Raw genomic sequence first — 21,384 nt, 5'->3', positions numbered from 1 at the left:
GATCCGGCGAGCCGGGCGCAAAAAATCTTGAAGAGATCACTTGCATTCATGGCTACTGAAAACCTATAAATGAAGTGTGAGGTTTTCGGTAAGGCAGGCATGAGGAAACCTGCCTGCTCAACGGAGGTGAACACCATGCTGCTGACGTCGATCGACCCGTTCGTCCAGGAGTTCGACCGTCAGTTCGACAGGCTCGCACGCCAGGCCTTCGGCTGGGGCAACGGCGGCACGAGCGCGGTCATGCCCCTCGACGGCGTCCGCCGCAAGGACGACGTCCTGCTCAAGTTCGACCTGCCCGGCATCGACCCCGCCAGCATCGAGGTCACCGTCGACCGCGGGGTCCTGTCGGTGAGCGCCCGGCGCGAGGAGGAGTACGGGCAGGACGAGCGCCTGTTCGTCCGCGAGCGCCAGACGGGCACCTTCACCCGCCGGGTCTACCTCTCCGAGCACCTCGACAGCGAGAAGATCGACGCCGCCTACACCAACGGCGTCCTCGCGGTCCGCATCCCGGTGATCGAGAAGGCCAGGCCTCGCAAGATCGAGATTCAGCAGGCCGACCAGAAGTCCATCAAGGCCTGACGGGCGTGACCGGGGTGGGCGCCGATATCCTGGCGCCCACCCCGGTGCTTTCAGGGAGGGAAGGGCGGAGATGGCCAGGCTGCCGTTCGACGACGAGCACGCGCCGCTGTACTCCGTGGGCCAGGTGGCCGAGATGCTCCAGATCCAGCAGGCCTTCCTGCGCCGCCTCGACGAGCACGACGTCGTCCGGCCCTCCCGCTCCGCCGGCGGCCAGCGCCGCTACAGCCGCTACGAGATCACGGTCGTCCAGACCGTGATCGAGCTCGTCGACGAGGGCATGACCCTCGTCGCCGTCCGCCGCATCTTCGAGCTCGAACAGCAGGTCCGCGAGCTGAAGGCCGAGCTCGCCCGGGAACGCGCCGCCCGCGGGAGATAGCGCCGGCGACTCCGGGCCCCGCCGGCAGGGCGCCGGCCGCGCCGCCTCTCCGCAGGCCCCCGCGGGGCGCTGATCAGGCAGCCCTTCCAGCTCCAAGTGATCCGCAAGCGGCCGTGCCCACAGTGCAGACCATGCATGCCGAGAAAATCACGCGGGCGGCGGTCCTGCTCGCCCTGGTGGCGGCGCTGGGAGGCGCGGCCGTTCCGGCGCAGGCGGCCACCGCCGCCCCGCCGAACTCCGACTTCAACGGTGACGGCTACAACGACCTGGCCGTCGGCAGTCCCCACTACCCCGGTTACGCCGGAGGCGAGACCTCCGGCATGGTGGCCGTGCTGTACGGCGGCCCGAACGGGCTCAACGGCCGGCACATCCTGCGCCCCCAGGCCGGGTGCATAGGCGGGGACCACTACGGCCAGCCCCAGCCCTGCAGCTGGTGGGGAAGAAGCCTGGCCGCGGCCGACGTGGACGCCGACGGCAGGGCGGATCTGCTGCACGCGGGTCTCTACGACATGGAGGTCCGCTCCTGGAAGCCGCTGGGAATCACCGCGATCGAGCGCCGCACCCACATTCCCAACCACAGTGCCGGGCTCGCAGGCGGTCAGTTCGACGACCGGCCGGGAACCGACATCGTCATCGGGTCGAAGCCCGGCTACGGGGGGAGGATCGGCGGTTGGTACAACAGGTCGGCGTCCTACATCAGCCAGGCCATGGAGAACGGCAGCCACAGCCAGATCGAGGCGGCCGGGTTCGGTGACATCAACGGCGACGGCAGGATGGAGGCGGTGGTCGTCGCCGAGAAGTACATGATCGGTACCGGGGGGAAGGAGGCCTTCCTCTGGCTCCTGGAGGACCTGCACCGGTCTCCGCTGAAGCTCACCGAGCTGGGAGCGCAGGCCACCTGCACCCTGCCGCCCTCCTTCGGCCGGGGCTGCCCCATGCGCGACTCCAAGGTGGCGGTGGGCAACGTCAACGGCGACGGGCACCCCGACGTGGTGATGATCACCCCGGGTGCCGCCTCCCTGCAGGTCTGGTACGGCTCGGCCGCCGGCCTGCGTCGCGACCCCGGCTACACCGCCGACCTGTCATGGCTGGCCCCCGGCGCCGAGATCGGTCCCGGCCTGGCCGTGGGCGACGTCGACGGCGACGGCTTCGCCGAGATCGCCGTCGGCGCCTCCAAGGTCGCCGTCTCCGGGCACGACGAGGCCGGCGCCATCGCGGTGATCCCCGGCTCCGCGAACGGCCCGGTGCTCAAACACTCCAAGATCATTACTCAGGACGGCGTCGGTTCCACCGGTGACGGGATCCCCGGCACCCCGCCTCCGGCCGCGACGCCGGCCCCGGACCCCGGCCGGACCCCCGTTCCGGAGCCGACCTGGGACCCGCAGCCCACCGGCACCCCCGAGCCGGTCGCCGGCCCGCTTCCCGACCCGATCAGTGAGCAGTCCCAGGCCGGCGACCACTTCGGCGAGGCCGTCACGATCATCGACGTCACCGGGGACGGCAAGGGCGAGGTCATCGTCGGCGCTCCCGCCAAGAACGGCGGCGCCGGCATGCTGACCGTCCTGCGCGGCTCCGGCACCGGGGTGGCCACCGCCGACGCGCAGATCGTCCACCCGCGGCCGGTCGGTGTCACCTATCCCCAGGCGGCGTTCGGACTGGTCCTGCTGCGCTGAGACCCGAGCCGGGCCCGCCGACAGGCCCGGCTCCCGACGCGGACGCGGCCCGGCCCCGGGGTTCGCGGGCGCAGAGGTACGCGTCCAGGGCGGCGGCGCCCTCGAGCATGGCGCGGCCCCGGGCGGACAGGCGGGCCTGCCAGTCGCGCAGGGCCGACTCCAGCGGGGCGACGCCTCCGGCGGAGCGGACCTGGGAGATCAGCGGGGCGATCTGCTCCAGCAGGTAACCGCCCCGCCGGAGCTGGTGGGCCAGCCGGACGTCCCGCACGTCGGCCGCGCTGTAGACCCGGTACCCCGTCCGCGGGTCGCGGCGCGGCCGGACCAGCCCGGCGTCCTCCCATTTGCGCAGGGTGGCGGGGCGGACGCCGAGCCTCCTGGCCAGGGGGCCGATGAACGTGCCGCCGCGTTCCTGCGGCACGGGCGCCATGTCGCGGAGCGCAGCCTCGACGGCCTGGAGGGTGCGGCGGTCGTCGAGGAGCCGGCCGTGGCTCTCGTCGATGAGCCGCAGCGCCTCCTCGGTGGCGCCCCGGCCGACCGCCTGCATGATCGACGCGGCCGCCTGGTGGCCGTGCCCGGGGACGAGGGCGAGGAACGCGCGCAGGGCCTGCGCGTGCAGCGGCGTGTAGGTGCGGTAGCCGTGGACGGTGCGTCCGGCGGCGGGCAGGATGCCGGCGTCCTCGTAGTTCCTGACCGCCTGGGTGGACAGGCCGTGCTCGCGCGCCAGGTCCACCGGCCTCATGGATGCACCGCCGATTGAAGGTTTTCCGCGATCGGAATGAGGGTTCTCGCGGAAAAGTTTACACCGAGTGTTCAAAGATACCGTTGACGGTATGGACATCAAGGACACGGCCCGGCCGCTCGACGGCGCGGGCGTCTCGGCGTTCCTGCGGTCGCTTCCCGCCGAGCCCCTGCTGCTCGGCCTGGGCGAGGCCAGGCACTTCGTGGGGGAACTGGGCGAGGTGCGCAACGAGATCTTCCGCCATCTGGTCGAGCACGAGGGCTACCGGTCGTTCGCCATCGAGAGCGACTGCCTCATGGGCCTCGTGGTGGACGGCTACCTCGCGACGGGCGAGGGCACGCTCGACGACGTCATGGAACGCGGCTTCAGCCACGGCTTCGGGGCGTCCCCGGCCAACCGCGACCTCGTGCGCTGGATGCGGGCGTACAACGAGGAGCATGACGGGAAGCTCCGGTTCTTCGGCTTCGACGGACCTCTGGAGTACTGGGCGGCGAGCCCGCGCCAGGCGCTCACCGGCCTCTACGACCTCCTCGACGGCCCGCTCCCCCGGACGGTGGTGGCCAGGGAGACTCTCGACACGCTGCTCGGCCCGGACGACGGGTGGGCGAACGAGGCCGCGGCCATGGATCCGTCCCGGTCGATCGGCCGGTCAGCCGGTGCCCGGCGGCTGCGGCTGATCGCCGACGACCTGGTGGCGCTGCTCGACACGCAGGCACCGCAGCTGAGCGCGCAGGACAGGGAACGGGCGGAGCTGTACGGGCGCACCGCCACCGGCCTGCTCCGCTACCACTACTGGATGGCCGACGCGTCCCCGGCGCGGTGGACCCGGCTGTCGGCCCTGCGGGACGCGATGATGGCCGCCAATCTGCGTGCCGTCGCCGAGCACGGCCCGGCCCTGGTCTTCTCCGGCAACCTCCACCTGCAGCGGAACAAGAGCCTCATGCCGCTCGGCGACCAGCGGCTGGAGTGGTGGAGCGCGGGAGCGATCACCGCGACGCACCTGGGCGACCGGTACGCCTTCCTGGCCTCGGCCCTCGGCACGCTCGGCGACGACATCCCGGCCCCGGACACCGTCGAGGGCATCCTGTCCGCGCTCCCGTGGGACCGCTCCCTCGTCGACGCCCGCCGCCTGGCCGAGGCCGTCACGGAGCCCGCCGCGCGTGTCTCGCGCGATTTCGCCTATTTCCCGCTGGACCCGGCCCGGCTCGACACGATCGACGGCGTCGTCTTCCTCAGGCAGGCCGTCGACCTGGCGATGCCGGGTTGACGGGGCGCATACGCGTCAGGCGCCGTTCTGCGCGCCCGGGTCGTTCTGTGCGCCTGGGCCGTTCTGTGCGTCCGGGCCGTCCGCGGCGGGCAGGGTGAAGTGGAACCGCGCGCCCCCGCCGGGGTTGTCCTGCACGCCGATCGTGCCGCCGTGCCGCTCGACGATGCGTTTGCAGATGGCCAGGCCCAGGCCGCTGCCGGTGTAGGAGCCGCCCTCGTGCGCCCGGTGGAAGTTCTCGAAGATCGCCCCATGCTGTCCGGCCGGGATGCCGATGCCGCGGTCGGCGATCTCGGTCCGGATCCACCCCGGCCGCTCCGGTGCGGAGGTGACGGTGATCTCGGCCGGGACTCCGGGGGCGGTGTACTTGACCGCGTTGCCGATCAGGTTGTCCAGCAGTTGCCGTACCAGCGCCCTGTCGGCCCGGACCACGTCCAGATCGCCGATATGGAAGACGGGCGCCCGCACCTGCCCGCAATCCTGCGGGACGTCGCCGCGGGCGGCGGCGATCTCCCGCACCATCGGCCCGAGGTCGACCGGTACCGGGGTGAGCACCGCGTCCCGGGCGGTGGCGTGCGCCAGCAGGTCCTGGATCAGCTCCTGCATCCGGGCCGACGCCCGCTGGATGTGGGCGATGCTGTCGCCTGCCCCTCCTGCCCCTCCTGCCCCTCCTGCCCCGCCTGCCCCTCCTGCCCCGCCTGCCCCGTCCGGCGCGTCATCGCAGGCCGCGGCCTCCACGTCGTCGGCCAGGATCTGCAACCAGCCGTCGATGGTGGTCAGCGGGTTGAGCAGGTCGTGGGCCACCACCCCGGCGAAGGCGGCCAGCTCGTCGCGGTGCCGCCGCTCGGCGGTGACGTCGCGGAAGACCACGACCGCCGCGTCGCCGTCCGGCGGCAGACGGGTGGCGCTGACGTTGAGCATGCGCTCCTGGTTCAGGCCGGGGACCCGTACGAGCACGTCCATGCCGCGCACCTTCTGCCCGGCCAGGGCCAGCCGGTACGGCATCCGCTCCGCGCCGATGGGCGTCCCGTCCGGGTGGAACAGCCGGTGGTCGGCGACGCTGCCCGTGACACCGGCGACGCCGAGCAGGTGCTGGGCGGCCGGGTTGCTCATGAGGAACCGCCCGCCGGGGTCGAGGACGACCAGTCCGTCGTGCATCGACTCCACGATCGCCGACAGCATCCCGGCCTGCTCGGAGGCCTCCTTCTCGGCGGTGGCCAGCCGGTGCACGAGCCGCTCCCGCTCGTCGCGGTTGAGCGCCAGCGCCAGCCCGATCACCGTGACCATCCCGACGAAGACCTGTGACACCAGAACCCGGGGGGCGGGTGAGCCGATCACGGCGAACGGGCCGCTGCCGTACACCGTGAAGACGATCGCGACCGCGCCGGTGACCAGGCTGTGCAGGGCCACGACGGTGGTGCTGAACCGTACGGAGGCCCAGACCGTCACCGCGAGCAGCAGGAACGCCAGCGGCAGCTCGTGGCTGATGCCGAACGTCACGAGGTAGGCCGCCGCCGACGCCGTCAGCAGGGCGAAGGACTCGGCGATCCGCCAGCCGCCGGCCCGGTCCGCCGCCCGCCGCACCGCCTGCCACGGCGAGGCCCGCCGCCGGGCACGGGTCCACCGGTCGAACAGGCGCCCCAGGCACAGGCCCAGAGCGGTGATCACTATCATGCTGACGGTGTTGCGCGTCCACCACGCCGCGGAGCTCAGGACCGACCACCGGCCGGCGAGCGCTCCCAGAACGGCGGGGCCGATCAGCGCGCCGACCGCCGCTCCGGCGGCCGAGGCCGCCAGCAGCTCCCACAGGTGCCGCACCCGCTCGAACCCCTCCCACGGGCGGGAGGTCCACGGCTCCGGGCAGATCCGCGTGAGCACCTGCAGGAACACCACCATCTGCACCAGGTTCACCGCGGTGGTGGAGACGGCGACCGGCAGGGTCGCGTCGGTCAGCAGGTTGACGATGATGAAGATCGCCGTCATCGTCAGCACGTCCAGCCACCGGGACCGCTCGTGCCGCTGCACCAGCAGCCACAGCGCCCCCACCCCGGCCGCCGGCCACACCAGGCCGAAGACCTCGCCGCCGGCCAGCTCCATCCGCCCGGCGACCACCGCGGCCAGGTGCAGCACGGCGAACGCCGCGGTGCGGCGCAGGGCCGTGGTGCGGCCGGACCCCGGCGGGTCGTCCACGATTCCCGGCCCTGATCGGCGCGGACCGAAGACCGCCGCGTCGATGGCCGGATTCAACCTCGTCACAGGGGTTTCATCCCCCGCAGGCCGTACGCTACCCGGCCGCAGGACCACGGCACTGCCCAGGATCGGCAGGGGCGTCCCGCCTGCTCGCGCCCGGTCAGGCGGCGGCCAGCAGCGCGGCCAGGTCCTCGGGGACCGCCATCGGCCGGGTGAGACCGGCGCGGGTGCGGCCGGTGTTGCCGTGCGGGTAGCGGCCCAGCGCCGATCCGGGCGCGGCCACGATGATCCGCACCACCTGGCCGAACGCCTCGCGCCGGTCGCGCTGGGCGATCGCGAGGGCGAACATGGCCAGGTGGTTGGCCGTGTGCGGCCAGGGCCAGGGCTGGGACAGGATGTGGGCGCGTTCCAGATGGCGCCAGCGTGCCGCCGGGTCGGCGGCGGTGCGGGCGGCGCGCATCTCGGCGCGGTAGGCGGCGCGTACGGGGGCGGGCATCGGGCGTGTGATCATCGCTCGTCCTTCTGGGCGGTGGTGCAGCAGTCGTCGCCGCACCCGGTGGAGGCGGCGCCGGAACCGGTGGCCGGGGTCGGAGCGCCGGCGGGAACGGCGCAGCAGGCGTTCCCGCGCCAGGCCTCGCGGCCTTCCCTGACCGCGACCGCGGCGATGACCAGCGCGGCGACCGGGTCGGCCCACGACCAGCCGAAGGCGCTGTTGAGGGCCAGGCCGGCCAGGAGCACCGCCGACAGGTACGTGCACAGCAGCGTCTGTCTGGAGTCGGCCACCGCCGAGGCCGAGCCGAGTTCGCGGCCGGTGCGGCGCTGGGCGGCCGACAGGAACGGCATGACGACCAGGGACAGCGCGGCCAGGACCAGGCCGGGGGTGGAGTGCCCGGCCTCCCCGGCGTCCAGCAGGGCGCGTACGGCGTCGGCGGTGACGTAGGCGGCCAGGGCGAAGAAGGAGGCGGCGATGACGCGCAGCGCGGCCCGCTCGCGGCGTTCGTGGTCGGCGGCCGAGAACTGCCAGGCCACCGCGGCGGCCGAGGCGACCTCGATGACGGAGTCCAGGCCGAAACCGATCAGCGCGGACGAGGAGGCGAGGGTGCCCGCGGTGACGGCCACGACCGCCTCGATCACGTTGTAGGTGATCGTGGCGGCCACCAGCAGCCGGATGCGGCGGGCCAGGACCGCGCGCCGGGCGGGGGACGGGCCCGGGGGGGAGAGGTGGAGCGCGGTCATGCCTGCGTCCGCCGCGCCGGGGTCCGATCACCGGAGTTCCGGTCGTGCGCGGGGCGCAGCACGGCCGCGTGGCCGGTGGCGGTCAGCAACTGCTCGGCCGAGGCCAGCAGGTCCATCAGCTCGGGCCGGGTCAGGAAGTAGAACGACTGGCGGCCTTCGGCCCGGTAGTCGACCAGGCGGCAGTCACGCAGGCAGGCCAGGTGCTTGGAGACGGTGGACTGGGCCAGGCCCAGCTCGCCCACCAGGTCGACCACCCGGGCCTCGCCGCGGGCCAGGCGGGCCACGATGCGCAGCCGCGCCTGGTCGGACAGGGAGTGGAACAGCGCGGCCGCCGGCGGGATGCCGGCGGCGACGTCGGCGCTGACGCAGCGGCCGGCCTCGGAATCAATCGCCATAAAGCGATGATAACCCGATTTTGCTATATATCGGCAAGAGGTGCCGTGACGCGCACGCCGTGACGCGCACACCCTGGCCCGGACGCCTGGCCCGGACGCCGTCTCGCGTGGTCGCCGATCGCGTGGAGCGGGAACCTCGCGAAGACGGACGGGACCGGGCGGTCAGCCCTTGACGGCGCCGATGATGACGCCCTTGGTGAAGTGCTTCTGGACGAAGGGGTAGATGAACAGCACCGGGATCAGGGCGAGCACGACGATGGCCATCTGGATCGCCAGGTTGGGCGGGAGCGCGCCGGCGGACGCGGTGTCCGACGCCCCGTTGAGGGTGAGCGCCTGGCCCTGCTGGACGTACTGGCGCATCACCAGCTGGAGCGGCCACTTGGCGTTGTCGTTGATGTACAGGATCGCGTTGAAGAAGGCGTTCCAGTAGCCCACGGCGTAGAACAGGCCGACGACCGCGGTGACGCCCTTGGACATGGGCAGCACGATCCGGGTCAGGATGCGGAACTCGCTCGCCCCGTCGATGCGGGCGCTGTCGGGCACCTCCTCCGGGATGTTCATGAAGAAGGCCCGCATCACCACGAGGTTGAACGCGCTGATCGCGCCCGGCAGGATCAGCGACCAGTAGCTGTCGATCAGACCGAGCGACTTGACCAGCAGGTAGCTGGGGATCATGCCCGGCGTGAACAGGAACGTCAGCAGGATCATGAACAGCAGCGGCCGGTGGAACACCGAGCCCGGCCGGGACAGGCCGTAGGCCGCGAGCACCGTGCAGACCAGGCTCACCGCCGTGCCCACCGCGGTGACGCCGAGGCTCACCAGCACGGACCGGGTGACCACGCCGCCGGAGAACAGCTCGCGGTAGGCGGCGAGGGAGAACCCGTCGGGTACCACCACCAGGCCGCCGGCCTCGTTGACCGTCGCGGCGGGCGACAGGCTGGTGAGCATCACGATGTAGATCGGGAAGAGGACGATGAGTGCGATGACGGACAGGGTCAGGCCCTTGGTCAGCCTGCCGGGCAGGCTGGGCCGCTCTTCCCAGGCGGGGCGTGTACTCATGATTTCTTGTAGATTCCCTGTTCGCCGAACCGGTGGGCGACCTTGTTGGCCACGAGGATCAGGAGCAAGCCGACCACGCCCTTGACCAGGCCGGCCGCGGCGCCGTAGCTCCACTCCCCGGTGACGAGCGTGCGCCAGAAGATGAAGGTGTCCAGCACCTCGGCGGCCTCCCGGCCCACCGCGTCGCGCTGGAGGAAGAACTGCTCGAAGCCGACGTTGAGCGCGTCGCCGAGGCGGAGGATCAGCAGCAGGATGATGACCGGGCGCAGCCCGGGCAGGGTGATGTGCCAGATCCGCCGCCACCGCCCGGCGCCGTCCACCGCCGCCGCCTCGTAGAGGTTCTGGTTGATCGCCGCCAGCGCCGCCAGGAAGATGATCGTCCCCCAGCCGGCGTCCTTCCACACCGACTCCGCCGTCACCAGCAGCAGGAAGGTGTCCGGATTGGTCATGACGTCGATGCCGTCGTAGCCGTTGGCGCGCAGCAGCTGGGAGATCAGCCCCGCGCCGCCGAGGATCTGCTGGAAAAGCGTGACGACCAGCACCCAGGAGAAGAAGTGCGGCATGTAGACGATGCTCTGCACGAACAGCCGGACCCTGGGGTTCAGCACGCTGTCGAGCAGGACCGCCAGCAGGATCGGGATCGGGAAGTAGAACACCAGCTGGAACGCCGTGATGGTGAGGGTGTTCAGCGTGGCGTCCCAGAAGCTCTGGTCGGTGAGCAGCCACTGGAAGTTGGCGAAACCGATCCAGGGGCTCTCCGCGATCCCGACATGGGGCGAGTAGTCCTGGAAGGCGATCACGTTCCCGAGCATCGGGACGTAGTGGAACACCGCCAGCAGCCCGATCGCGGGCAGGGCCATCAGCAGCAGCTGCCAGTCGCGCCGCAGCCGGTCCCGCAGCGGATGGGGACGGGCCCCGCCGCCGGTACGGTCCCTGCCGCCGGTGCGGGCCCCGCCACCGGTACGGCGGGCGGCCGGACCGGGTGGCGCGGACGTCGTGAGGGGCGCGGGCGGAGCGGCGGTCCCGGACCCGGCGGGCGAGGTCAGGTCGCCCGCCGGGACGCTGTCGACGCGGTTCTCAGACACGGCCGTTGTCCTGCAGCACCTTCATGTAGAACTCCCGGCTCTCGTCGCCGCCGTCCTTGCGCCACTCGTCGACGACCTGCTTCAGCTCGCTGAACGGGCGGCGGCCGCGGACGACGTCCTGGATCTTGTCCTCGGTGGGCTGCTCCAGCGCGGCGTACGCGGCGGGCCGCTGGATCCGGATGCCCTCGTGCGGGTTGGGCGCCCAGTGCTTGGCCGCCTCGTTGTACCAGGTGGCCGCGGTCTCCACGTACCGGGGGAGCTCGCTCTCGGTGATCGCGTCGGGCCGGCCGCTGAGGAAGAAGTAGGTCGGCGGGGCCTCCTTGAGGCCGAGCTCGGTCTTCTTGGGGGCGCCGGCCTCGTTCTTGGTGAAGTGCTTGCCCTCGACCCCGTAGACGGACAGCATGTTCTCCTGCGTGCCGAACGGCGCGGCCAGGTAGTTCAGCAGGGACAGGATCTCCTCGGTCTTCTCCTTGCCCAGGCCCTTCTTGATGAAGGTGTACTGTCCCGGCTCCTCGCTCTTGTGGTAACCGGGGGCGCCCCCGTCATGGCCGAAGTGCGGCAGCGCCTCGATCCAGAAGTCGGGCTTGGTGGGGAGCATCTGCTCCAGCATCTCCTTCCAGCCGCCGAAGCCGTCCTGGGTGATGAGGACCTGGCCGGACTTGAACAGCTCCTTGCCGTTGGCGCCCTTGCTGCTGACGATGTCGGGGTGGATCAGCTTGCCCTCGTAGAGCTTGCGCATGAAGTCGACCGCCGCCTCGAACTCCGGCGTCTCGTACCGGTGGAGCAGCTTGCCTCCGGAGAGGATCCACTCCTTGGGGGCGCGGAAGATCTGGTAGGCCGAGAGCTTGATGTCGCCGAACGCCCAGCGCTTCTTCTTGGGGTCGTTGATCTCCTTGCCCAGCGCGAGCATCTCGTCGGCGGTCTTGGGGGCGGTCCAGCCGCCTGCGTCGAACAGGTCCTTGCGGTAGAGGAGCACCACGCCCATCGGGAAGGTGTAGCTGCCGGGGATGCCGGTCAGCTTGCCGTTGAAGACCCCCCACTTCCAGGCGTCGGTGGTGATGTTGGCCAGCAGCGGGTACTTCTTGGCGGCCTCGCCCTGCAGGTAGGGCGTGAGGTCCTCGAAGAGCTGGTTCACGGCCTCGCCGAACTGGGGGATCTGGTTGACGGTCCAGCTCGGGATCATCGTGATGTCGACGACGTCGCCGCCGGCGATGATCGCGTTCATCTTCTCGATGATCGTCATGCCGTCGAGGATGTTGAACTCGATGGTCGCGCCGAGGTCGGCGTTGACGGCCTCGAAGTAGGAGTTGTCGCCCAGCGGCGGCGGGAGCGGGCCCCACAGCGGGGTCATCGCCTTGTAGTGGCCGCCCTTGCCGGGTTTGGCGGTGACGGCGTCGACGAGAGTCGCGGGATACTTGGTGAAGCCGCCGGGCGCGCCGTTCTGCCCGACGATGTCGGGAGTGACGCCCGCGTAGGGGACGTGGGCCGGCGTCAGCGAGGTCAGCTTGTCGAGGGCGGCCGCGGTGGCGCCGCCGGAGCCGGGCCGGGGGCCGGCCGGGGTGGAGCAGGCGCTGAGCAGGCCGCCGCTCGCGACGGCGAGCGCGCTGAGCCCGACCAGGCCGAGGAAGCCCCGGCGGCTGGTGGTCGCGCCCTCAGGGGAGTTGTTCACGGCGCGTTCCCTTCGTAGGTCATGGATCGGGGGTGTCGGTCGAGGACGGCTCGCGATAGAGTTAGTTCGTCTTTCGACCAAACAAATTAGTCGAGGGCGACTCCCGCCACAAGAGTCCGGCGATCGCGGGCCCGGTGGCGGGTGGGGCATGATGGGGCCAGCCGGGGGCGTCCGCGGACATCACCTGGGCCGATCAGGACGGGACTGACCTTGATCACATCTACGACGAACCCGCAGCCGGCCGACTTCGCCGACGTGCGGGCCACCAACCTCGCCGTGGTGCTGAGGTTCGTGCGGGAGCACGCGCCGTGTTCCCGGGCGGACATCGCGGCCTCCACCGGGCTCAACAAGGCGACCGTGTCGAGCCTCGTCGCCGACCTCATCGACCGCCGCCTGGTACGGGAGACCGGCCTGACCGAGAACCGGGTCGGCCGGCCGGCCACGATGCTCGTGCTCGACGGCTCGCCGTACGCCGCGATCGGCGTCGAGATCAACGTCGACTACGTCACCGCGGTCGCGGTGGACCTGTCGGGGGAGCGGCTGCTCTCCTGGCGGCGCTCCTTCCCCGGCGCGACCAGCACGGTCAGCCAGGCCGTCGCGGCCGTCGCGGCGCTCGTGCGCCGGGTGGCGGGCCGGATGGCCAAGGAGGAGCGCCAGGTCCTCGGCCTGACCGTGGGCGTGCCCGGCCTGGTCGGCACGGACGGCACGGTGCTCATCGCGCCCAACCTCGGCTGGCGCGACGCGGACCTGGCCGGCGACCTCGCCAAGGCCCTGCGCGATCCGGGGTTCGGCGTCCAGATCGACAACGACGCCAACCTCGCGGCCCTGGCCGAGCACCGCTTCGGCTCCTGCGCCGGGACGGCCAACCTGGTCTACCTCACCGGTGAGATCGGGGTCGGCGCCGGGGTCGTCCTGGACGGGCGGCTGCGCCGGGGCGGGCGGGGCTACAGCGGCGAGATCGGCCACATCCAGCTCGACCCGCTCGGCGCCGAGTGCCGGTGCGGGCGGCTCGGCTGCCTGGAGGCCGTCGCCGGGATCGCCGCGGTGCTCCAGCATGCGGCGCTCTCCCCGGCCGAGGTCGAGATCGAGCTGGAGGAGGTGGTACGGCTGGCCCGCGCGGGCGATCGCCGTACCCTCGACCTGCTCGCCTCCGTCGGCCACCACCTGGGCAAGGGCGTCTCCGTCCTGGCCAACCTGCTCAACCCCGAGGTGGTCATCCTGGGCGGCTACTACGTGCCGCTCGCGCCGTGGCTGCTGCCGGCGGTCGCCGAGGAGATGCGCGGGCGCACCATCGCCCCGGAGGCCGGCGGCTGCCAGGTCGTGGCCTCCACCCTGGGGTACGGCGCGGCGGCTCTGGGCGGCGCGGCGCGGGTGCTCGACTCGGTCGACTCCGGCCGGCTGCCCAGCCTCTCCTGACCCGCGCCATTACCGGGAAAGCCCGAAACAGGCGACTTTTCCGGTCTCTCTTGACCTGAGCCTCACGGCCGGGCACCCTTCAGGGAAGCTCCGTTCGAAACCCGCGTGTAACGAGCGGAGTTTTTCTGGACCGATTATCGAAGCGCTTCGACGAGAGGCGCGCCGTCTCGCTCCGCTGTCGAAGCGCTTCGACGCTCACCAGAGGGTGGTCCCCCCATGAACGAACCGTTCCGCGATCCGGAGCTCCCGATCCCCGCCCGCCTCGCCGACCTGCTGGGCAGGCTCACGCTGGAGGAGAAGGTCGGACTGCTCCACCAGTACCAGGCCCCGGTCGAGCGCCTCGGCGTCGGCGTGTTCCGCACCGGCACAGAAGCCCTGCACGGACTGGCCTGGCTGGGTCCGGCCACGGTCTTCCCGCAGGCGGTCGGGCTGGCCAGCACCTGGGAGCCGGAGCTGGTCCGCCGGGTGGGCGGGGCGACGAGCGACGAGGTCCTGGCCTTCCACCACAAGGACCCGGCCGGGGCGGGGCGGAACGTCTGGGCGCCGGTGGTCAACCCGCTGCGCGACCCCCGCTGGGGGCGCAACGAGGAGGGCTACTCCGAGGACCCGTGGCTGACCGGCGTCATGGCGACGGCGTACGCCTCCGGTCTTCGTGGGAGCGATCCCACGGTTCTGAAGACGGCGCCGACCCTCAAGCACTTCCTCGGCTACAACAACGAGACCGACCGCTGCGTCACCTCCAGCAACCTGCCGCCCCGGGTGCTGCACGAGTACGAGCTGCCCGCCTACCGGCCCGCGCTGGAGCAGGGCGCGGCGGTGGCCGTGATGCCCTCCTACAACCTGGTCAACGGCCGTCCGGCGCACCTCAGCCCGCTGATCAACGAGGTGCTCCGGACGTGGGCCCCCGACGACGTGCTCGTGGTCAGCGACGCCTACGCGCCCGGCAACTTCACCGGCCTGCAGGCCTACTACGACGACCCGGCCGAGGCCTACGCCCACGCGATCAGGGCCGGGCTGGACAGCTTCACCCAGGACGACGAGCGCACCGAGGCGACGCTCGGCCACATCCGCGACGCCCTGGAGCGCGGCCTGCTCACCGAGGCCGACGTCGACGCGGCGGTGCGGCACGCGCTCTCCATCCGGTTCCGGCTCGGCGAGTTCGACCCCGCCACGCCGTACGACGACATCACCGAGGCGGTCGTCAACTGCCCCGAGCACCAGGAGCTGGCCCGCGAGGCCGCCCGCCGCTCGATCGTGCTCCTGGAGAACGACGGCATCCTGCCGCTCTCCGGAGTGGGGCGGGTCGCGGTCATCGGGCAGCTCGGCGACACCCTCATGGAGGACTGGTACTCCGGCACGCTGCCGTACGCCGTCACCGCCCGCGCCGGGATCGCCGAAAGGTGCGAGACCGTGTTCTGCGAGGCGGTGGACCGGATCGCGCTGACCATCGAGAACGGTCAGGCGAACGGGCAGGCGGGCGGGTACGTCGTGGCCGACCCCGGCGGAGGGCCGCTGGGGGCCGGTGCGGAGCCGGGCCTGTTCGACCTGTTCGACTGGGGCGGCGGGTCCTACGCCCTGCGCGCCGCGGCCACCGGGCGCTACCTGTCCGTCGGCGACGACGGCGTGCTGGTCAACGACCAGCCGGGACCGAACGGCTGGGAGGTGCGCCAGACCTTCCGGCTGGAGGACCGGCCCCGGGGCACGTTCGCGCTGCGGCACATCTCCACCGGGCGCTATGTCGGGCTGGACGGCGCGGCGGCGGGCCCCGGCGGGGGCGGCGCCGCGGAGGGTCCTTCGGAGGGCGCGGCGGGGAGCGCGGGAGACGGCCCGGGCGGCGCGGTCTTCCGGCTGGTGGACGACGCGGACGCGGCGGCCTGGCTGAGCATGGAGGTGGTCGTGAGCGGTGCGGAGACCGCCGCGGCCCTGGCCGCGACCGCGGACGTGGCGGTCGTCGTGGTCGGCGACCACCCGCTGGTCAACGGGCGCGAGACCGAGGACCGCCACGACCTCGCGCTGCCCCCGGCGCAGGAGGCCGTCGTCACCGCGGTGCGCGCGGCCAACCCGAGGACCGTCATGGTCATCAGCAGCGGCTACCCGGTGACCTGGTCGGCCGGGGACCTGCCCGCGGTGCTCTGGTCCTCGCACGGCGGGCAGGAGTACGGCCACGCCCTGGCCGAGGTGCTCTTCGGCGACGCCGATCCCGAGGGCCGCCTCACCCAGACGTGGTACCGCTCGGCGTGCGAGCTGCCCGACCTGCTCGACTACGACATCATCGCCGCCGACGCCACCTACCAGTACTACCGGGGCGCCCCGCTGTACCCCTTCGGCCACGGCCTGTCCTACACGACCTTCGACTACTCCGACCTGACCGTCGCAGTGGAGGGCGGCCCAGTGGAGGGCGGCCCAGGGGAGGGTGGCACGGTCACCGCCTCGGCCACCGTGACCAACACCGGCTCCCGGCCCGGGACGGAGGTCGTGCAGTTCTACACCCACCAGCGGCGCTCCCGGGTCAAGCAGCCCCTGCGCCGCCTGCGCGGGTTCGCCAAGGTACGGCTGGCGCCCGGCGAGAGCCGTACCGTCACCTGGACCCTGGACGCCCGCGAGCTGGCCTTCTGGGACGTGACCCGGGACCGGTTCGTGGTCGAGGACGCGCCGCACAAGGCCATGGTCGGCCGCTCCGCGCGCGACATCCGGCTCTGCGCGCCGTTCCACGTCGAGGGCGAGCGCATCCCGCCGCGTGACGTCCTCGCCGGGCCGGTCTCCGCGGCCGGTCACGACGAGTACGACGCGGTGACGCTGGTGGACGCCTCCAAGCCCTCCGGCGACGCCGTGCGGTCGGACGCCGAGGGCGCGTGGATCCTCTTCCGCGAGGTCGACTTCGGCGCCGGAGCGGCCGCCTGCGCGGTCGAGGCCACCAGCACCGAGGGCGGCGTGCTCACCCTCCGGCTGGACGACCCCCTGTACGGCCCGGCCGCCGCGACCCTCCCCGTCCCCCGCGCCGGCCGGTACGACCTCGACCGTGTCCGCGCCGTGCTTGCGGAGGCCCGGGGCGTCCACGATCTTTATCTGGTGTTCGAGAACGCCGGGATCACCGTCTCCCGCCTCGCCTTCGAGCCCGCCGGGGCCGCCGGGGCCGCGGAGGGCGCATGAGCGCGCCCGCCGGAGCGGACCGCGGGTTCCCGGGTAAGGAGAGGGCATGAGTGGCCGGGCCGTGACGATCACCGAGGTCGCCCGGCACGCCGGGGTGGCGGTGAGCACGGTCTCGTACGTGCTCAGCGGGAAACGGGCGATCTCCGCCGACACCCGGCGGCGGGTGCTCGACAGCGTGCGCAAGCTGGGCTACCACCCCAACGCCGGGGCCAGGGCGCTGGCCAGCCGGCGGGCGAACGTGATCGCGCTGGTGCTGCCGCTCCGGGCCGGGATGCACGTCCCGGTGCTGATGCAGTTCGCCACCTCCGTGGTCACCGCCGCCCGGCAGTACGACCACGACGTGCTGCTGCTCACCGCCGACGAGGGGCCCGACGGGATCCGCAGGGCCGCCGCCAGCGCGCTGGTGGACGGGCTGGTCCTCATGGACGTGGAGCTCCACGATTCCCGGGTCCCGCTGCTGCGCGAGCTGGCCGAGCCGAGCGTGCTCATCGGCTTCCCCGCCGACACGGCCGGGCTGACCTGCGTGGACCTCGACTTCGCCCGGGCCGGAGCGCTCTGCGTGGAGCACCTGGCCGAGCGCGGCCACCGGGAGGTGGCGCTGCTCGGCGCCCCCGCCGTGGTCTACGAGCGGGGCACCGGGTTCGCCCGCCGGACCAGGGAGGGCTTCACCGAGGCGGTGGCCCGGCACGGCCTGACCGGGGTCGCGCTGCCCTGCGAGGAGACCTTCGAGCAGGTGGCGGCGGCCGTGGGGGAGCTGCTCGCCGCGCGGCCGGGCCTGACGGGGCTGGTCGTGCACAACGAGGCCGCGGTCAACCACGTGCTGGGGGCGCTGCGCCAGCACGGCAGGAGGGTGCCGCAGGACGTCGCCGTGGTCGCGATCTGCCCCGACGACATCGCGGAACGCTCCAGCCCGGCGCTCACCTCGGTGCTCATCCCGGCCGAGGAGGTCGCCCGCCAGGCCGTACGGCTGCTGATGGACAAGCTCGAAGGCCACGCCGTGCCGGAGGGCACGCTCCTGGAGCCCCGGCTGACCGTCCGCGACAGCACCGCGGCCGACCGGGACTGACAGACGCGACCGTCCGGGGCGGAGACGGGTCGGGCGCGCGAGGCGGAGACGGGTCGGGCGCGCGAGGCGGAGACGGGTCGGGCGCGCTCCCCGGAGGGAACGCGCCCGCCGCCCGGTCCCGGGCCGCGACCCCCGTCGCGACCGGTCGCAGCCGCTACCAGTCTCCGCCGCCGAAGTCGCCGCCCCCGAAGTCACCGCCGCCGAAGTCGCCCCAGCCGCCGCCGAAGTCGCCGCCGCCCATGCCCGCGTCGCCGCCGGCGTCGGAGGCGCCCTCCTGGTAGCCGGCGCCGTAGCCCATGCCGTAGCCGCCCATGCCCCAGCCGCCCATCATGCCGCCGAGCATCGTGCCGACGAGCATGCCGGTCATGACGTCGCCGAAGCCGCCGTAGTAGCCGTAGGCGTAGGGCTGGTAGGCCGGGCCCGCCTCGTAGTAGGGGCGGTAGCCGCCGTTGACCATGACCTGGCGCGTCTGCGGCTCGAAGCCGCGCTCGACCGCCTCGGCGTCGGCCGCGCAGGCCGGGACGTCGCGCGGCGCGCCGCCGGGCGGGGCCCAGCGCACGTCGCGGACCGAGGGGCCGTGCTGCGGGTTGAAGAAGCAGGGCGAGCGCCGCTCGGGGAGCGGTTCGTGGTTGACGCGCGCCTTCACGCAGGCGAGGGCGTAGCGGCCCTCCTCCAGCGCGGTGGTCACACCGCGCAGCCCGTCGGGGTGCTTGACCGCCGCGAGCTCGGTCTTGGCGCGCTCGTAGGAGTCGAGGGCGCGGGTCCAGTCCTCCTGGTGGTCGCCGCCGTCGGCCAGCAGCTTGACGTCGGTGTCCAGCGCGGTGATCTCCTCGCCGAACTTGGTGACGTCCTCGTCCACGGTCTGCTTGACCGCGGCCAGCTCGGCGGCCTCGCGGGCCTCGCGCTCCTTCTTCTTCTTGCGGGAGTAGAGGAACAGGCCCCCGCCGCCGGCCAGGGCCAGCACGAGGATGCCGACCAGCACGCCGAGACCGGAGCCGCCCGAGGAGCCGGACTCGGGGGCCGCCGCGCCGCCGGGGTTCTCGACGGCGGCGTCGGCCAGCCGCACGAAGTTGACGACACCCTCGGTCGCGCCGCTCGACTCCTGTCTGGCCTGCTGGAAGACCCGGTCCAGGTTCAGGCCGGGGACGTCGGTGCTGTAGAGCAACTGGGTTCCGTTGGCCACCGCGACGACGTCCTCACCGCCGATCTCGCGGTTCAGCCCCTTGAGGAAGGTCTTGGCCTCCGACTCGTTCTTGATCGACTGGCTGGGAAGCACCACGACGTAGACGTTGGACGTCTTCTGGACCGCCGAGCGCATGGCGTCCAGCGAGGCGGCGGGCACATCGGCGGCCGGATCCTGGTAGAAACGGCCGCCGCTCTCCAACTGTGAGGCGATCGTGGCGGGATCGGGGGCCGCGGCGTGGGCGGCAGGCGTGATCATCAAGACGGCCAGCACCCCGGCGAGCATCGCGATGACCGCGGCACCGAGACGACCTGGCATGGTTTGGGTGGAAGTCACGGCAGATAGCCTCCTTCGTCCTTTTAGGACGAATGAGTGGACATCAGAGTTCCCTACTATCCGACCGTATCCCCTTCACTCCTCATCTGCTGCCGAGCTGGGTCATCGTGGAGGAACATTCCATGAAATGCTCCACTTACGGCATAAATCAGGCGTCCTTGATGTCGCAGATCACGGCGCCCGAGGTGACGCTCTGCCCCACGGCCGCCGCCAGCCCGGTCACCGTGCCCGCCTTGTGCGCGGTCAGCGGCTGCTCCATCTTCATCGCCTCCAGCACGACCACCACGTCCCCGGCCGCGACGGTGTCCCCGTCGGCGGCGACGACCTTCACGATCGTCCCCTGCATCGGGCTGACCAGCGCGTCCCCGCTCGCCACCGCCTTCTTCGCCGTCCCGCCGCGCCGCCGGACGGCCGCCGACTGGGAGGTACGGCCCGCGCCCGCGGCGCCCGGACCGGCGGCGAGACCGGCCGGGAGCACGACCTCCAGCCGTTTGCCGCCCACCTCGACCACGACCCGCTCGCGCTCGGCGGGCTCCTGCTCCGGGCCCGCCTGCCCGTCGTAGGGCGCGATCGTGTTGTCGAACTCGGTCTCGATCCACCGCGTGTGCACGGAGAACGGCTCGTTCTCCCCGTCCGGGGCGAAGGCCGGGTCGGCGACGACCGCCCGGTGGAAGGGCAGCACGGTCGGCATGCCGTCGATCTCGAACTCGGCCAGCGCCCGGCGGGCACGCTGCAGGGCCTGCCGGCGGGTGGCGCCGGTCACCACGAGCTTGGCCACCAGCGAGTCGAACGCCTGCGGCACGGTCATCCCGGCCTCGTACCCGGCGTCCAGCCGCACGCCCGGCCCCGAGGGCGTGGTCATGCGGGTGATGGTCCCGGGTGCGGGCAGGAAGCCGCGGCCGGCGTCCTCGGCGTTGATCCGGAACTCGATGGAGTGGCCGCGCAGCGCCGGGTCGCCGTAGCCGAGCTCCTCGCCGGCGGCGATCCGGAACATCTCGCGGACCAGGTCGATCCCGGCGACCTCCTCGGTGACCGGGTGCTCGACCTGCAGCCGGGTGTTGACCTCCAGGAAGGAGATCGTGCCGTCCTGGCCGACGAGGAACTCGCAGGTGCCCGCGCCGACGTAGCCGGCCTCCTTGAGGATCGCCTTGGAGCTGCTGTAGAGCAGTTCCAGCTGGGCCGGGGACAGGAACGGGGCGGGGGCCTCCTCGACCAGTTTCTGGTGGCGGCGCTGCAGGGAGCAGTCGCGGGTGGAGACCACGACCACGGTGCCGTGGGCGTCGGCCAGGCACTGGGTCTCCACGTGCCGGGGCCGGTCCAGGTAGCGCTCGACGAAGCACTCGCCCCGGCCGAAGGCGGTGACGGCCTCGCGCACGGCCGATTCGTACAGGTCGGGGATCTCCTGCATGGTGCGGGCGACCTTGAGGCCGCGTCCGCCGCCGCCGTAGGCCGCCTTGATCGCGATGGGCAGGCCGTGCTCGGCGGCGAAGGCGACGACCTCCTCTGCGCCCGTGACCGGATCCTTGGTGCCGGCGACCAGCGGCGCGCCGACCTTCTGCGCGATGTGGCGAGCCTGGACCTTGTCGCCGAGCGCGGTGATGGCGTTCGGCGGGGGGCCGATCCAGGTCAGGCCCGCGTCGATCACGGCCTGGGCGAAGGCGGCGTTCTCGGCGAGGAAGCCGTAGCCGGGGTGGACCGCGTCGGCTCCGGAGGCGGCGGCCGCGGCCAGGAGTTTGGCGATGTCGAGGTAGGTCTCGGCGGGGCTCTGCCCGGCCAGGGCGTGGGCCTCGTCGGCGACGCGGACGTGCAGGGCGTCCAGGTCCTGGTCGGAGTAGACGGCGACGCTGGCCAGCCCGGCGTCCTTGCATGCGCGGGCGATCCGCACGGCGATCTCACCACGGTTGGCGATCAGGACCTTCTGCACCGACGTGGATCCCTTCAGTACGGCGAACAGGGGGCTGGCGGGCC

Annotated in this window: 17 protein-coding genes; 7 read left to right on the top strand and 10 right to left on the bottom strand. The window is 72.3% G+C overall.

Translation table 11 applies throughout. The annotated features are described in order from the left end of the window. Window positions 1-135: 135 nt before the first annotated feature. The 3 genes from FHS22_RS07370 to FHS22_RS07360 all read left to right on the top strand — a co-directional run bounded on the left by FHS22_RS07370 (window position 136) and on the right by FHS22_RS07360 (window position 2,628). Window positions 136-579 carry an Hsp20/alpha crystallin family protein gene (locus FHS22_RS07370; RefSeq protein ID WP_184939536.1) on the top strand — a complete coding sequence of 148 codons (444 nt, stop codon included), beginning with the start codon at window positions 136-138 and terminating at the stop codon, window positions 577-579. A gap of 70 nt (window positions 580-649) precedes the next feature. Continuing rightward, window positions 650-955 (top strand): MerR family transcriptional regulator, encoded by a 306-nt coding sequence (locus FHS22_RS07365; protein WP_184939534.1) that lies wholly within the window; start codon window positions 650-652, stop codon window positions 953-955. Between the two features lie 131 nt (window positions 956-1,086). Beyond that, window positions 1,087-2,628 (top strand): FG-GAP-like repeat-containing protein, encoded by a 1,542-nt coding sequence (locus tag FHS22_RS07360; RefSeq protein ID WP_184939532.1) that lies wholly within the window; start codon window positions 1,087-1,089, stop codon window positions 2,626-2,628. Here FHS22_RS07360 and FHS22_RS07355 read toward each other — a convergent pair. Then, the gene (locus tag FHS22_RS07355) at window positions 2,585-3,367 is read right to left on the bottom strand and encodes a TioE family transcriptional regulator (protein WP_260407728.1); all 783 of its coding nucleotides are present in this window, start codon (window positions 3,365-3,367) and stop codon (window positions 2,585-2,587) included. The two genes, FHS22_RS07360 and FHS22_RS07355, sit on opposite strands and share 44 nt — an antisense overlap. A 91-nt stretch (window positions 3,368-3,458) precedes the next feature. Between FHS22_RS07355 and FHS22_RS07350 the strand changes: the two genes are divergently transcribed. Further along, on the top strand, window positions 3,459-4,634 hold the full coding sequence (locus FHS22_RS07350; protein ID WP_184939531.1) for an erythromycin esterase family protein: 1,176 nt from the start codon (window positions 3,459-3,461) through the stop codon (window positions 4,632-4,634). Between the two features lie 15 nt (window positions 4,635-4,649). Here FHS22_RS07350 and FHS22_RS07345 read toward each other — a convergent pair whose 3' ends face one another. From FHS22_RS07345 to FHS22_RS07315, 7 genes are all read right to left on the bottom strand, one after another. After that, window positions 4,650-6,887, bottom strand: a complete 2,238-nt coding sequence (locus FHS22_RS07345; RefSeq protein WP_221473312.1) for an ATP-binding protein — start codon at window positions 6,885-6,887, stop codon at window positions 4,650-4,652. A gap of 94 nt (window positions 6,888-6,981) precedes the next feature. Then, complete coding sequence (locus FHS22_RS07340; RefSeq protein WP_184939529.1) at window positions 6,982-7,332, bottom strand: DUF3703 domain-containing protein; 351 nt, start codon at window positions 7,330-7,332, stop codon at window positions 6,982-6,984. Then, the gene (locus FHS22_RS07335) at window positions 7,329-8,057 is read right to left on the bottom strand and encodes a cation efflux transmembrane domain-containing protein (protein WP_184939527.1); all 729 of its coding nucleotides are present in this window, start codon (window positions 8,055-8,057) and stop codon (window positions 7,329-7,331) included. Before FHS22_RS07335 ends, FHS22_RS07340 begins: the two co-directional genes overlap by 4 nt. Next, a complete protein-coding gene (locus tag FHS22_RS07330) occupies window positions 8,054-8,452 on the bottom strand; it encodes an ArsR/SmtB family transcription factor (RefSeq protein ID WP_184939526.1) in 399 nt (132 codons plus the stop codon). Before FHS22_RS07330 ends, FHS22_RS07335 begins: the two co-directional genes overlap by 4 nt. A 162-nt stretch (window positions 8,453-8,614) precedes the next feature. Continuing rightward, complete coding sequence (locus FHS22_RS07325; protein ID WP_184939524.1) at window positions 8,615-9,511, bottom strand: carbohydrate ABC transporter permease; 897 nt, start codon at window positions 9,509-9,511, stop codon at window positions 8,615-8,617. Then, complete coding sequence (locus FHS22_RS07320) at window positions 9,508-10,557, bottom strand: ABC transporter permease (RefSeq protein ID WP_260407758.1); 1,050 nt, start codon at window positions 10,555-10,557, stop codon at window positions 9,508-9,510. Before FHS22_RS07320 ends, FHS22_RS07325 begins: the two co-directional genes overlap by 4 nt. A gap of 31 nt (window positions 10,558-10,588) precedes the next feature. Then, entirely contained in the window at window positions 10,589-12,265 is a 1,677-nt protein-coding gene (locus FHS22_RS07315) for a type 2 periplasmic-binding domain-containing protein (RefSeq protein ID WP_338047642.1), read from the bottom strand. 210 nt (window positions 12,266-12,475) lie between these two features. Here FHS22_RS07315 and FHS22_RS07310 point away from each other — a divergent pair, with 210 nt between their 5' ends. The 3 genes from FHS22_RS07310 (at window position 12,476) to FHS22_RS07300 (ending at window position 17,897) form a co-directional block, all read left to right on the top strand. Continuing rightward, the gene (locus tag FHS22_RS07310) at window positions 12,476-13,681 is read left to right on the top strand and encodes an ROK family transcriptional regulator (RefSeq protein ID WP_184939520.1); all 1,206 of its coding nucleotides are present in this window, start codon (window positions 12,476-12,478) and stop codon (window positions 13,679-13,681) included. Window positions 13,682-13,897: 216 nt separating this feature from the next. Further along, window positions 13,898-16,831 (top strand): glycoside hydrolase family 3 protein, encoded by a 2,934-nt coding sequence (locus FHS22_RS07305; RefSeq protein ID WP_184939518.1) that lies wholly within the window; start codon window positions 13,898-13,900, stop codon window positions 16,829-16,831. 46 nt (window positions 16,832-16,877) lie between these two features. Then, window positions 16,878-17,897 carry a LacI family DNA-binding transcriptional regulator gene (locus FHS22_RS07300; protein WP_184939517.1) on the top strand — a complete coding sequence of 340 codons (1,020 nt, stop codon included), beginning with the start codon at window positions 16,878-16,880 and terminating at the stop codon, window positions 17,895-17,897. Between the two features lie 154 nt (window positions 17,898-18,051). On the opposite strand, the gene FHS22_RS07295 is transcribed toward FHS22_RS07300, so the two are convergent. Next, window positions 18,052-19,416, bottom strand: coding sequence for a hypothetical protein (locus FHS22_RS07295; RefSeq protein ID WP_184939515.1), 1,365 nt, complete (start codon window positions 19,414-19,416; stop codon window positions 18,052-18,054). Window positions 19,417-19,564: 148 nt separating this feature from the next. Continuing rightward, a complete protein-coding gene (locus tag FHS22_RS07290) occupies window positions 19,565-21,340 on the bottom strand; it encodes an acetyl/propionyl/methylcrotonyl-CoA carboxylase subunit alpha (RefSeq protein WP_184939514.1) in 1,776 nt (591 codons plus the stop codon). Window positions 21,341-21,384: the final 44 nt, after the last annotated feature.

It is taken from the genome of Thiemannella venezuelensis (assembly GCF_014203605.1).
GTDB classification, from domain to species: Bacteria; Actinomycetota; Actinomycetes; order Streptosporangiales; family Streptosporangiaceae; genus Planomonospora_A; species Planomonospora_A venezuelensis.
The sequence above is the reverse complement of the archived record's forward strand: the minus strand, read 5'-3'. Positions and strand labels throughout refer to the sequence as shown.